The organism is Actinoallomurus spadix (assembly GCF_024055725.1).
Taxonomy (GTDB): domain Bacteria; phylum Actinomycetota; class Actinomycetes; order Streptosporangiales; family Streptosporangiaceae; genus Actinoallomurus; species Actinoallomurus spadix.
This window is the reverse complement of sequence record NZ_JAMXMX010000008.1, coordinates 231,722-245,177: the sequence shown is the minus strand read 5'-3', so window position 1 is coordinate 245,177 and position 13,456 is coordinate 231,722. Positions and strand designations below refer to the sequence as shown.

The following is a 13,456-nucleotide window of genomic DNA, read 5'->3' as shown; positions in this document are numbered from 1 at the left end:
GTGCTACTCGCTCGCCGGAGAGGGCGGGCCGGCCGCCTCGGCGCGCGAGACCGGAAGGTAGATGCGGCCGCCGGACGCGTTGAACTCGGCGGCCTTCTCGCGCAGGCCCTCGGTCAGGGCCTGCGCGTCCTCCAGGCCGCGCTCGGTGGCGTAGGCCCGGACATCCCGCGTGATCTTCATGGAGCAGAAGTGCGGGCCGCACATCGAACAGAAGTGCGCGGTCTTGGCCGGTGCGGCGGGCAGCGTCGCGTCGTGGAACGCCCGTGCGGTCTCCGGGTCGAGTGAGAGGTTGAACTGGTCCTCCCACCGGAAGTCGAACCGCGCGTCCGACAGCGCGTCGTCCCACGCCTGCGCGCCCGGATGGCCCTTGGCCAGGTCCGCGGCGTGCGCGGCGATCTTGTAGGCGATCACACCCGCCTTGACGTCGTCGCGGTCCGGAAGACCCAGATGCTCCTTCGGCGTGACGTAGCACAGCATCGCGGTGCCGTACCAGCCGATCATCGCCGCGCCGATCGCCGAGGTGATGTGGTCATAGCCGGGCGCGATGTCGGTGGTCAGCGGCCCCAGCGTGTAGAACGGCGCGTCGTCGCACCACTCCCGCTGCAGGTCCACGTTCTCCTTGATCTTGTGCATCGGGACGTGTCCAGGGCCCTCGTTCATCACCTGGTTGTCGTGCTCGGCGGCGATCCGCGTCAGCTCGCCCTGAGTGCGCAGTTCGGCGAACTGCGCCTCGTCGTTGGCGTCGGAGATCGACCCGGGCCGCAGCCCATCGCCCAGCGACCAGGTCACGTCGTACGCGGCGAAGATCTCGCACAGCTCACGGAAGTGGGTGTACAGGAAGTTCTGCCGGTGATGCGCCAGGCACCACGCCGCCATGATCGAACCGCCGCGGGACACGATGCCGGTGCGGCGACGCGCCGTCAGCGGCACGTACTCCAGCAGCACGCCCGCGTGCACCGTCATGTAGTCGACACCCTGCTCGGCCTGTTCGATCACGGTGTCACGGAAGATCTCCCAGGTCAGCTCGGCCGGGTCCCCGCCGACCTTCTCCACGGCCTGATAGAGCGGAACCGTCCCGACGGGGACGGGGGAGTTGCGCAGGATCCACTCGCGAGTGGTGTGAATGTCCCGGCCCGTCGACAGGTCCATGATGGTGTCGGCGCCCCAGCGGGTCGCCCAGGTCATCTTGGCCACCTCGTCCTCGATCGAGGACGCCACCGCCGAGTTGCCGATATTGGCGTTGACCTTCACCAGGAAGTTCCGCCCGATGATCATCGGCTCGAGTTCCGGGTGGTTGACGTTGGCGGGCAGCACCGCGCGGCCCGCCGCCAGCTCGTTCCGGACGACCTCGGGGTCGACCCCTTCGCGCAGCGCGACGAACTCCATCTCCGGGGTGATCTCGCCGCGCCGCGCGTACGCGCGCTGAGTCACCGCCCCCGGGCCACTCGCCCGGCGCGGCGACCGTTCGGCGAACGCCGCCGCGTTCCGCAGGGGGTCGCCGGAACGCCGCCCGTCGTCCTCGGGCCGTACGGCACGGCCGGGGTAGGACGTGGTGTCGCCGCGCTCGGCGATCCAGGCCGTACGGAGCGCGGGCAGGCCACGCCGCACGTCGGCGTCGTAGTCCGGATCGGTGTACGGCCCCGAGGTGTCGTACAGCACCACGGCGCCGCCGTCGCTGAGCGGCACCTCCCGCATCGGCACCCGCACATCCGCCCGCGTCCCCTGGAGGTACACCTTGCGAGCGTGCGTCATCGCTGTGTCGGTCATGAGGACTCGATCTCTCCCTACGCCGGCATTACCCGGTCAGGTTCCAGCGGTCAGCGGCCGTCTCAGCCGCTATCTCAGCCCGGTTCGCCGGGCCCCCGCGATCTGTCGTACTCGACCCTAACCCGCGTGACCCGTCAGGGATAGAGGCGGCCGAGAGTAGGCCGTGCTCGTTGAGGCGATAGGCCGCCCCGGCCTGGTCCGTAGCGGCGCCGACCTGCGGCGGACGATCTCACGAATGATTGGTGTGAAAAGTCCCTTGTAGTCGGCGGAAAGGCTTTTCATACTTCGGGAACGCCGGCGATCGGCGGACTTCCACGCGTGAAGCCGCCGGCGCGCGGTGCCGGACGGCTCCTATCGAGAGGCTCCCACATGCACCTGCTCGGCAGGCACCGGACCACTGTGGTCGGCGGCGCCATGGCCTTCGCCGTATTAACGCCGGCCGCCATCGTGCCGGCCACGTCCGCGCACGCCGCCACCACGATCACCGTCGCGGCCGACGGCTCCGGGAATTACACGACCGTCCAGACCGCGCTCGCGGCGGCCTCGTCCGGCACGGTCATCAACATCAAGCCGGGCACCTACCACGGCCAGGTGTCCATCTCCTCGGGCAAGTCCGGCATCACCCTGCAGGGGACGACCGGGAACTCGGCCGACATCGTGATCACCGGGAGCACGCCCGCGTCCACCGCCGGGACCGCGGGCAGCGCGACGGTGCTCAACAGCGCCAAGGACACCACGGTCAAGGGACTGACCATCGCCAACACCTACGCCGCACACGACAGCCAGGCACTGGCCCTGTACGCCGGCGGCGACCGGCAGGTCTACCGCAACGTGCGCCTGCTGGGCTACCAGGACACGTTCCTGTCCTGGGGCGGTACCGGAAGCTCACAGGTCCGCCAGTACGTCTACAAGAGCTACATCGAGGGTGCCGTGGACTTCATCTACGGCAACGGCGCCCTGGTCATCGACTCCACGACCATCCGCTCGCTGGACCGCGGCAGCACCAACAACGGCTACATCACCGCCGCGGCCACCAACGCCGCCAACCCGTACGGCATCCTGATCACCAGGTCGACGCTGACCAGTTCGGCCGCGGCGCGGACCGTCGCCCTGGGCCGCTGCTGGCACGCCGGTGGCGCGGCCGACGCGATCGGTCAGGTCCTGGTCCGCGACTCGACGCTGGGCGGGCACATCCGCCAGGCCGGAGCCTGGCAGGACATGGGCGGCTTCTCCTGGAGGACGTGCCGGTTCAGCGAGTACGGCAACAGCGGCGCCGGAGCCAGTACCGGTACCGGCGATCGTCCGCAGCTGAGCAGCGCGACCGCGGCGAACTACACCGCGCAGAGGTACCTGGCCGGCAGCGACGGCTGGAACCCCGTGCAGTAGCCCGGCCCTGCGACCGGGTCAGCGTTTCCAGGTCACGCCCTCGTCGCCGCTGTACGGGTCGTTCGACCAGACGGCGCCGGTGACGTCGGCGCCGCGGGCGGCCAGGACGGGGCTGCAGCTCTTGTACGACTTCCCGGGGCGGAAGGTGTGGGTCTTCGGGTAGCTGTCGCACGTGGTGAAGGTGCCGAGGACCTTCAGGGCGCGCGTCTCGTCGCCGCTCGCGAGCAGGCCACGCGGTTCGGGCGGCATCGTGAGGGACAGATCGGTGGTTCCGGCGTTCTTGATCGTGCTCCGGATGTAGTAGGGGACCATCTTCTTGGCCTTGGCGTCGAGGTTGAGCCTGGCCAGGTCGGAGTGCGTGCCCTTCTGGATGGCGGTGACGGTGATCTGCAGTCGCCCCTTCTTGTCGTTGTAGGTGAAGTCGACGAGGGCGGGCTGCCCGATCTTCAGCGCGGTGCCCGGCCGGGCGACCCCTCCGGCGGCCGTCCCGGCGGAGGGGGAGGCGGTGGCCGCCGGCGTTCCGGCGGGGGAGCCGGCGGGCTTCGGCTCGTCGCTCGATCCGCACCCGGTCGCGCTCAGGACGACCAGCGCCGACGCCGTCGTCACGGCACCGCGGAGTCCTCGCTTCCCGATCATCTGCCTGGAGAACATGGCGGTCATTACACTGCGGTGATCGTCATGTACGCAAAGAGAGCACTCGTCCATGGTCCGGATGCGCGATTCGTCACCGGGGGCGTCGCCGGTCGCTTACGCTGAGGCCATGATCTGCCCGAAGTGTCATGGCCCGATGCAGACGTACGACCGGCACGGCATCCACATCGAGCAGTGCTCCGGGTGCGGGGGCATCTTCCTCGACCGTGGTGAGCTCGAGCAGATCGTGCACGCGGAGCAGCGGCACTACGCCGCCCCGCCGCCGCCCTATCCCGGCGGCTACACCGACTCCCCGCCGCCGTACCCGGGCGGCTACAAGGATTCCCCGCCGCCGTTCCAGGGCTACCGCGACTCCCCGCCGCCGTACCACCCCGGGCACGCCCCGCAGCACGGGCACTACAAGGATTCGCCCCCGCCGTACGGGCGCCGCGGCCGCAGGAAGAGCTTCCTCGAAGAGCTCTTCGACTGACGTTCCGTGAATCCGCTGATCTGCGCGCGCTGTGGGGCGCGCGCGGATTCACCTCATGTCGTCGCCGAGCCTCCGGTCGTCGTCTGCGCCGTGTGCGGTCATCGGCAGCCGTTCGCCCGGCTTCCCCTGCTGGCGCTCACCGGCCCCAGCGGCTGCGGCAAGTCGACCGTGGCCCGGCTCCTCGTCGAACGGCTGAGTGAGCGCTTCGTCGTCCTGGAGCAGGACGTGCTGTGGCAGGCGGGCCTGCACGACCCCGTACGGTTCCGGTCGGCGTGGCTGGCGATGGCGGCGATGATCCAGCAGAACGGCCGGCCGGTGCTGCTGTGCGGCACCGTCGTGCCGCCGGAGTTCGAGCCGTTGCCCGAGCGGGCGCTGTTCCAGGAGATCAGGTACCTCGCGCTGACCTGCGACCCGGACGTCCTCGCCGCCCGGCTCCGGGCGCGCCCGGCCTGGCGGGAGTGGTCCGAGCCGCGCATCGCCGAGATGCTGGAGTACAACGCCTGGGTCCGCGCCGAGGCCGCCTCGATGAAACCCGCGATGCGGCTCCTGGACACCACGACGGCCACCGTCGAGGCCACCGCCGACGAGGTCTGCGCCTGGGCGCTCGGGACCGCCACGGCCTGAACAGGTCACGCGTCACCTCATTCTCCAGACGGCCGAAGGGCGGGGCCCCGGCGCGTTGAGGGTCGGCTGGCGGACTACCCCTGGTGTGGCTTGCATGAAACAATATTCCGCAAAGAGACATCAGGCTTCGTCCTGCGGTCGCCCCGCAGGGACGGACACCCGACCATGGCGAGGCTGGGGAATGACGGCATCGGAGTCAGCTGCCGGTCGGTCCCTTGCAGAAGAAAGGCACACCGGAACATGACGGCGACATCGAGCCGGCGCCCCACCGCTGCGGATCCGGCGGTCACCGGGCAAGCGGCGCCGGAGGACCTGCGGGCGCTGTTCGGGCAGTCCATCGCCGTCTTCGCCTCGCTCGCGGGGCCGGTGCACCTGGTGGAGGCGGCCAACCCGGCGTTCTTCGCCGCCATCGGCCAAGAACGGGCTCGCACCGGGATTCCGCTCGCAGACCTGATGCCCGAACTGGTCGATCAGGGCTTCATCGCCCTATTGGACCAGGTCTACCGCACGGGCGAGCCCTACACCGGCCGTGACGCCCGGGTGATGCTGGGCAGCGGCCCCCACGAGCGGGAGGCGTTCTTCGACTACACCTACGAGCCGCGCCGAGACGCCGACGGCAACGTGATCGGGATTCGTGTGATCGGCGTGGAGATCACGCAGGTCAAGCATGCCCAACGGCTGATGGCCGAACACCGCGCCCTGCTGGAGCAGATCGCCCGTCAAGCCCCCCTGACCGACGTGCTCGATGGGATGGCCCGCTGTATCGAGAACCTCGCACCGCAGGAGGTCCTCGTGTCGGTCCTGCTCGCCGACCCCGACGGCCGGCACCTGCGCCACGGCGCCGCCCCGAGCCTGCCCGACTTCTACAACCAGGCCATCGACGGCATCACCATCGGCGAAGGCGTCGGCTCCTGCGGCACCGCCGCCCACCGGCGGCAACCGGTCATCGTCACCGACGTCACCGCCGACCCGCTGTGGACCGACTTCCGGCACCTGGCCGAGGAGGCCGGACTGGCGGCCTGCTGGTCCACGCCGATTCTGGCCGCCGACGGCACCCTGCTGGGCACCTTCGCCATGTACCACCGCACCCCGCGCGTCCCGCAGGACACCGACCTCGCCTTCACCCGCGTCTTCGCCGGCACCGCGGCCCTGGCCATCGAACGCCACCACGGCGAGCAGGCGCGGCAAGCCGCCGAAGCACGCGCCAAAGCGGCGCATGACGAGCTGGCCAAGGCGATACAGGCGGAGCGGCGATTGCGCGCCGAGGCCGAACAGCGTGCCGCCGACGCCGCGGAACTCGCCGCCCGGATGCGCGCGGCCGCCGCCGCGCAGGCCGCCAGGCCACGCCCCGAACACTGCCAGCTCGGCGGCACCGAGGGGTGCACCGCACCGGCCGAAATCAAGATCGCCGACTCATGGGGCGACGCGGCCTGGGGCTGCACCGTCCACGTCGAAGAGGCCCTCATCAACGTGCGGTCGGTCTTCATCGCCAACGAACAACCCGACGGCCTGGGCGCCTACCTCAACCGCTGACCGGCTCCGTCGACCGGCTCCGTCGACCGGCTCCGTCGACCGGCTCCGCCGACCGGCCGGGAAGCCATCGGTCTCTGAGCCGCCCGCCGGGCGGGCAGGGCCGAATCCGATGGCTTCACCGAGCGTTACGCCGGTCCGGGTGCGCGGTCAGCGCAGGGCGTAGGCGCGGATCACGGTCTGGTCGACGGCGTCACCCGCCCCGTCGTCCGCGTGGAGCCGGATCGAGACGTATCCGGATCCGGTTCCCGCGGCGGGATGCCGGACGTCGGCCGTCCACCGGTCGGCGCCGGCCGCGGACACGGGCGCCTGCCGCCAGGTCTTGCCGTCGTCGAAGGACGTCTCCACCGTGACCGTGCGCATGACGACGGCGGGGGGCGTCGTGCCCGAGATCCGGACGTCGTCGGCCCTGATGCCGAGGCGGAACGTCGCGTCGGAGGGGGCGCGGTCGGCCTGGTCGAACGCCCCGGACACCCGCAGGGCGGGGAGCCGGGGCTCGTTCTGCGGCGTCCGCGGCTCCGGGTCGTACCCGAAGGTCCAGGTGACGTCGGTGCTGCTGCCGAGGGGTGTCCACGGCGCGTCGCGCCGGGCCGTGGCGTGGAGGGTGTAGGACGCCGAGCCGCTCGGCAGCGTGAAGCAGGCCCCGGCGCCTTCGGTACTGCCGATGACCTCCCCGTCCCGCCGCAGGGTCATCTCCTGCACGGGCGTTGCTGCGCCGTCGGACAGGTTCGTGGCGTACGACGAGCCGTTCGGCGGTGTCAGGAGATCGGTCGTGAACGTCCGGCCGTTGCGGCAGGGTTTCGACGCGTGGGCGATGGGGCCGCCGACCGCTTCGTTCCAGTCGTACGCGACTCGCCGGCCGGGCGTCAGCGCCGGATCGGCCCCGGCCTCGAGGAAGACGGGAGTCGCGCCGTCGGAGCCGATCAGCTCGCGGTACCACCTCACCCCGGGCGTGACCGAGTAGAGCTCGGTACGGCCGCCGGGCAGCCGCACGTCGTAGGAGCCCATACCGAGGGGGAAGGTCTCACCGGGCAGGATCGCGACCGTGTCCCGGGTGCCCGTGAGCGCCTTCCCGGCGGAGTGGTACCGCGCGTCCAGCGTGGCGAGGTCCCCGTCGTGGAGCCGGTAGACCGGCCGGTCGGGAATGTGATCCTTCGTGAGCAGCGCCAGGTGGTAGGCGCGTGCCGTGGAGCCCGCGCCGAGCGGTTCGGCGAGGGTGGTCTTGTAGAAGAAGGAGTACGGCCGCGAGGTCACCCGTTTCGTCGGGATCGCGTAGAGGCCGAGCGCCGGGTTCTCCGACACGGTGCTGAAGAGGAAGGTCTGCCCGGCGATCTCGCTGTCGATTCCGGTGACGTCCGTTCCGCTCTGGACCGCCGTCGGGCTGTCGACCTTCGCGGCGATCCTCCTGCCGCGCCGGGCGTCGACCGTGAGCTGGACGTCGTGGTCGATGTTCAGCTCGGGTTCGGAGAACAGGGTGCTGTCCGTGATGGTCCCGTCCGCGGCGACGGTGTCCACGTTGATGTTCAGGGCGTACCGGCCGGTGGGCACGCGGGCGGTCACCCGCCCGCCGCTGACGAACGTCTCGACGGGTGTCCCGGTGTCCAGGTCGACCAGCTCTCCCCAGGGCAGCGACTCCAGGGACCGGCCGGAGGAGGCGCCGTTGCGGTCGATGCCGGCCACGCTGATCGTGTGCAGCCGGGGTTCCCGTACCGCGCCGACCGCGACGGCGACCTTCTGCCGGCCGTCGGAGGAGGTCGCGGTGAGACGTCCGCTGTACCGGCCGGCGGCGCCCGGCGCACCGTCGATTTTGATCGTCGTCGTCGCCGTGCCGTGCGCCGGGACCGTGAGGTGATCGGCGTCGACACCGAACATTCCGGCCGGCGCGGGTTCGCCGTCCGGCCCGTTCACCGTGAGCGCGAGGTCGAGGTCCAGGGCGGCGGAGCCGTCGTTGCGGAAGGTCACCTGCCGGGTCGCCGTGGTGGAGTCCGGCTCCGTCAGGTGGGCCGAGACGCTTCCCGGAGCGGCCCACAGGGTCTGGGAGACGCCCCGCTTGAGGTCGATCCGGCCCGCGCCCTGCTGGAAGACCGTACCGGCGGAATTGGGGACGGCGGTGTTCATGAGAGCCGCCTTGAGGTCGCCGGCCTTCCAGTCCGGGTGCTCCTGGGCGAGGATCGCGGCCGCGCCGGCCACGTGGGGTGTCGCCATCGACGTGCCGGACAGCCTCGTGTAGTCGTCTCCGACGGGCTCGCCCATCTCAGTGCCGTGCGCCCGGGCGGCGACGATGCCGACGCCGGGCGCGGTCACGTCCGGTTTGACCGCCCCGTCGCCGATTCGCGGTCCGGCGCTCGAGAACTCCGCGAGCGCGTTGTCGTGGTCCACGGCGCCGACGGTCAGCGCCGCGTCGGCGACCGCGGGAACACCGACCGACCGGTCGCCGCCCTGGTTGCCCGCGCCGACGACGAACAGCGTTCCCGTACGGGCGGTGAGCGTGTTCAGCTCCGCGGAGAGCGGGTCGGTCCCGTCGCTGGCGATGTCCGTGCTGAGGCTCATGTTGACCACCCGGGCACCCTGCGTCGCGATCCACTCCATCCCGGCCATCACCTGGGAGAAAGCGCCGTTGCCGTTGCCGTCGAGGACCTTGCCCACGACGAGCCGGGCGTCCGGCGCGACCCCCTTGTACCGGCCGCCGGACGCGGCGCCGCTGCCCGTGATGATCGAGGCGACGTGGGTGCCGTGGCCGTAGCCGTCCTGCGTGCCGTTGTCACCGCCGGTGAAGTCCTTCGCGACCGTCACCGTGTCGGCGAGGTCCGGGTGCGCCGTGTCGATGCCCGAGTCGAGGACGCCGACCGTCACGCCCTTGCCCGTGTAACCGGCCGCCCAGGCGTCGGGAGCGCCGATCTGCGGCACGCTCTGGTCGAGCACAGCGTGCACCTTCGCGTCCAGCCACACGCGCGTCCGGTTCGAGGCGCGCCCGCGGAGGGTCTTCCAGAAACCCCCGGACCGGTCCTTGCCCGCTTGGACGGCCGCGCCGTTCACCGCGGACAGCGTCCGCGTGGTGCGCGTCCCGGCGAGGGCCGGTGCGGGCGCGTCGCTCACGATGAGCGGGAGGTCCTTGCGCGACGCGTCGCCGTACCCGTCGCGCAGCAGCCGGGTCACCTCGAACAGGTGACGGTCGAGCCGGCCCTGGGCGACCATCGGGGCCGCGTCGGCGGGGATGACGGAGACCTCTTTCCCGTGGACCTGCTCGTGGAAAGGGATCTTGCCGCGGCCCGTGCCGGGCTCCACCCGGATGAGCCGCCGTCCGCCGGCCCCGTCCGCCACGAGGACACGGTCCCCGGTCACCAGGGTCACGCTCCGCCAGTCGTGGCCGGAGGCGGCTCCGGAGGCCGGTGCCGCGCCCTCCGCGCGTGCCATCGGCAACGCCAGCATCACGGCCAGGACGGCGGCCGGCAGACCTACTGATCTTCGTCGCATCGGTGAACTCCTTGTCGGTGATTCACCTATCTCCGCCGGCCGGCCGGATCGCTTTCGGCGCCGAGATCATCCCGGCCCGTACGACTTGAGTCTGACGGGGCGGGCGCGTGTCACCGGGAAGGCTGACTCAACGCTGTCCGCAGGGGCGATGGCGGGCGAGCGGCGGAAATCTACCGTCGGTCACGACGTTCCGAGACGATCGAGGAGTTCAGTCGTGACAAGCACCGTCGTAGGCGCTCCGCCCGCCGTGCTGGCCCAGAACGTGATCAAGGACTACGGCACCGGCGAGGCCGCCGTCCGGGCCCTGCACGGGGTGAGCGTGGGGTTCGCCCGCGGCGCCTTCACCGCCATCATGGGCCCGTCCGGTTCCGGCAAGTCCACGCTCATGCACTGCCTGGCGGGCCTGGACACGGTGAACGAGGGCGAGATCCGCATCGGCGACGTGGAGATCACCCGCCTGTCGGACAAGCAGCTCACCCACCTGCGCCGCGACCGGGTCGGGTTCATCTTCCAGGCGTTCAACCTGCTGCCGACGCTCACCGCCGAGCAGAACATCCTCCTGCCGCTGGAACTGTCGGGCCGCAGGCTGGACCGCCGGTGGTTCGACCACGTCGTCGACACGGTGGGGCTGCGGCCGCGCCTGTCGCACCGGCCCAGTGAGCTGTCCGGCGGGCAGCAGCAGCGGGTGGCCTGCGCCCGCGCCCTCGTCAGCCGGCCAGAGGTCATCTTTGCGGACGAGCCGACGGGCAACCTCGACTCCGCGTCGAGCGCCGAGGTCCTGTCGTTCCTGCGCGCCTCCGTACGGGAGATGGGACAGACGATCGTGATGGTCACGCACGACCCGGTGGCGGCCTCGTACGCCGACCGGGTGGTGTTCCTGCGCGACGGGCGGATCACGACCGAGCTGTACGGCCCCACCCCGGACACCGTTCTGGACGCGCTGAAGAGCCTGGAGTCCTGACGATGCTGAAGACGACGCTCACCGGGCTCCGCGCGCACCTGCTGCGCCTCATGCTCACCGCTCTCGCGATCACCCTCGGCGTGGGTTTCGTCGCCGGCACGTTCGTGCTGACCGACACGATGAAGGCAGGGTTCGACCGGCAGTTCACCGCCTCCGCGGAAAAGGTCTCGGTCGCCGTCCTCCCCGACGACGATGACAAGAAGGTCCCGGACTCGGTGCTGCGCGCGGTCCGCGCCGTGCCGGGCGTCCGGGACGCGCAGGGCCTGGTCCGCGGCGACGCCGCGCTGATCGGCAAGAACGGCCGGGTGTACGGCGAGGTCCCCACCCTGGGGATGTCGATCACCACCGGTTCGCTGGCCCGCTACCCGATCACCAAGGGCCGCGCGCCGAACGGCCCGGCCGAGGCCGTCCTGGACACGGGGGTGGCCGGACACACGGGCTACCACGTCGGTGACACGATCAGGGTCCTGGACAAGAAGGGCGCCACGCACTCCTTCACGGTCACCGGCCTGGTCGACGTGGGCGTCGACCAGGAGGTCGGCTTCCGCGGCGCCGTCGGCTTCACCGAGCCGGTGGCACGGCAGATGACCGGCGAGCGCGGCTACGTCGAGGTCGACGTCAAGGGCGCCGCCGGCGTCCCGGACGACCGGCTCCGCACCGCCGTCGCCGCGGCGGCCGGGTCCTCGTACACGACCCTGACCAGCCACGGCCTCGCCAAGAGGATGGCCGCCGAGTCGAGCCTGGACGTCGACAGCATCACCACGTTCTTCTTCGCGTTCGCGCTCGTGGCGCTGTTCGTCGCCGCACTCGTCATCTACAACACCTTCAACATCCTGATCGCCCAGCGGACGCGGGAGATGGCACTGCTGCGCTGCGTCGGCGCGACCCGCGGGCAGGTCTTCCGCAGCGTCCTGCTCGAGTCGGCGGTGGTCGGCCTGCTGGCCTCCGTGCTCGGCGCGGTCGTCGGAATCGGGCTCGGGTACGGCGCGGCCGTCGTCTTCAACTCCGGGACCGGCACGCCGGGCGGCCCGCTGGCCGTCTCGGCCACGCCGTTCCTCGTCGGCATCCCCCTGGGACTCGCCGTGACCGTGCTGTCGGCCCTGATGCCGGCCCGCACGGCGACGCGCGTGCCGCCGGTCGCCGCGCTGCGCGCGCAGGCGGAGGGCCGCGTGCGGGGGCGTGCCGGAATCGTCCGGATCATCATCGGCGCGCTCTTCGGTGCCGCCGGGACGGGCATGGCCGTCCTCGCGCTGACCGCCAAGCCCGGGCAGGGGCCGTTCCTCCTGATGGTGGTGGCGGGTGCGCTCATCTTCCTCGCCGTCGTCGCGCTCAGCCCACTGATCGTCCAAGCGCTGAGCGGGCTCGTCGGCGGGCTTCCGGCGCGGTTCTTCGGGGTCCCCGGCCGGCTGGCCCTGGCCAACTCGCGGCGCAATCCCAAGCGCGCCGCGGTCACCACGATCGCGCTGACGGTCGGCGTCACGCTGATGACGATGTTCTCCGTCGCACTGGCGTCCACACGGTCCACGGCGGACGCCCACCTCCGTGAGCAGTACCCGGTCGACTACCGGCTGAGCGCGCAGTCGGGCCAGGACGACCGGCCCGTCCCCGGCGCCGTGGTGACGCGCCTGCGCGCCGCGCCGGAGTTCTCCGCGGTCATCGAGGCGCGGAGGGCGACCGCCCACGTGAACGGGAAAGAGGTGGGCGTCGGCTCGGTCACCCAGCGGTACCTCGGCCAGGGTCTGAAGCCCAAGGTCTCCGCCGGCTCGCTGGCGGACCTGCGGCCGGGCACCGTGGTGCTGAACGACGAGCGGGCCAAGGCGTTCGGCGCACGGGTCGGTGGGACCGTGCCCGTACGGACCGGCCGGGGCACCGCGAACCTGCGGGTGGTCGCGATCGTCACCGGCGAGTCCCTCCTCTCGGGGATCCTGCTCGACGAGACGGATTTCACCCGCTCGTTCGGGCCGAAGGACCCCGAGCAGGTCTACCTGATCGCCAAGAAGGGCGTCTCGACGAAGGTCTCCCGGGCCGTCGTCGACGACGCGCTCAAGGACTACCCGGCGGTACGGATGAGCTCGGCCGCGGACCTCAAGGACCAGCTGTCGAAGTCCCTTGACCAGCTCTTCCTGCTCGTCGCCGCCCTGCTCGCCCTGGCGATCATCATCTCGCTGATCGGCATCGCGAACACGCTGACCCTGTCGGTGGTCGAGCGGAACAGGGAGTCGGCGCTGCTGCGGGCGCTCGGCCTGACCCGGCGCGGGTTGCGGCGGATGCTTTCCCTGGAGGCTCTGATCATCTCGCTGATCGGGGCGCTCGTCGGCGTGGTGCTGGGGATCGCGTTCGGCTGGGCCGCCATCTCCGCCGCCATCGACGACGCGGTGCTCGGGCTGCCGATCGGCCGGATCGTCCTGTTCCTCCTGCTGGCGGCCGTCGCCGGCGTGGTCGCGGCGATCATGCCCGGCCGGCGGGCCGCGCGGACGTCGATCGTCGAGTCGCTGGCGGCCGAATAGTGAGGCACGTTCTCGACAGAAGGCCACAAAACAGTCACTCTATGTAACGATCCGATCACGCCGAGATAGATCCGCTTACCATTACCT

Annotated in this window: 9 protein-coding genes and 1 riboswitch; of the genes, 6 read left to right on the top strand and 3 right to left on the bottom strand. The window is 71.1% G+C overall.

The window, feature by feature from the left end:
* Positions 1–3: 3 nt before the first annotated feature.
* On the bottom strand, positions 4–1,767 hold the full coding sequence (gene thiC / locus NE235_RS14460; RefSeq protein ID WP_252802879.1) for a phosphomethylpyrimidine synthase ThiC: 1,764 nt from the start codon (positions 1,765–1,767) through the stop codon (positions 4–6).
* A riboswitch (TPP riboswitch) is annotated at positions 1,765–1,876 on the bottom strand. (Overlaps the previous gene by 3 nt.)
* 260 nt (positions 1,877–2,136) lie before the next feature.
* Here thiC and NE235_RS14455 point away from each other — a divergent pair.
* On the top strand, positions 2,137–3,153 hold the full coding sequence (locus NE235_RS14455; protein WP_252802877.1) for a pectinesterase family protein: 1,017 nt from the start codon (positions 2,137–2,139) through the stop codon (positions 3,151–3,153).
* 18 nt (positions 3,154–3,171) lie between these two features.
* Here NE235_RS14455 and NE235_RS14450 read toward each other — a convergent pair whose 3' ends face one another.
* Entirely contained in the window at positions 3,172–3,759 is a 588-nt protein-coding gene (locus tag NE235_RS14450; RefSeq protein ID WP_252802875.1) for a hypothetical protein, read from the bottom strand.
* A gap of 154 nt (positions 3,760–3,913) precedes the next feature.
* Between NE235_RS14450 and NE235_RS14445 the strand changes: the two genes are divergently transcribed.
* From NE235_RS14445 to NE235_RS14435, 3 genes are all read left to right on the top strand, one after another.
* Positions 3,914–4,273, top strand: a complete 360-nt coding sequence (locus NE235_RS14445; RefSeq protein ID WP_289848614.1) for a TFIIB-type zinc ribbon-containing protein — start codon at positions 3,914–3,916, stop codon at positions 4,271–4,273.
* Positions 4,274–4,279: 6 nt separating this feature from the next.
* Positions 4,280–4,897 carry an AAA family ATPase gene (locus NE235_RS14440; RefSeq protein ID WP_252802873.1) on the top strand — a complete coding sequence of 206 codons (618 nt, stop codon included), beginning with the start codon at positions 4,280–4,282 and terminating at the stop codon, positions 4,895–4,897.
* A gap of 240 nt (positions 4,898–5,137) precedes the next feature.
* Complete coding sequence (locus NE235_RS14435; RefSeq protein ID WP_252802871.1) at positions 5,138–6,430, top strand: GAF domain-containing protein; 1,293 nt, start codon at positions 5,138–5,140, stop codon at positions 6,428–6,430.
* 147 nt (positions 6,431–6,577) lie between these two features.
* Here the strand turns inward: NE235_RS14435 and NE235_RS14430 are convergent, their stop codons facing one another.
* Positions 6,578–9,901 (bottom strand): S8 family peptidase, encoded by a 3,324-nt coding sequence (locus NE235_RS14430; protein ID WP_252802869.1) that lies wholly within the window; start codon positions 9,899–9,901, stop codon positions 6,578–6,580.
* A gap of 214 nt (positions 9,902–10,115) precedes the next feature.
* On the opposite strand from NE235_RS14430, the gene NE235_RS14425 reads away from it, so the two are divergent.
* Entirely contained in the window at positions 10,116–10,862 is a 747-nt protein-coding gene (locus NE235_RS14425) for an ABC transporter ATP-binding protein (protein WP_252802867.1), read from the top strand.
* Between the two features lie 2 nt (positions 10,863–10,864).
* Complete coding sequence (locus NE235_RS14420; RefSeq protein ID WP_252802865.1) at positions 10,865–13,369, top strand: ABC transporter permease; 2,505 nt, start codon at positions 10,865–10,867, stop codon at positions 13,367–13,369.
* The last annotated feature ends 87 nt before the right edge of the window (positions 13,370–13,456 follow it).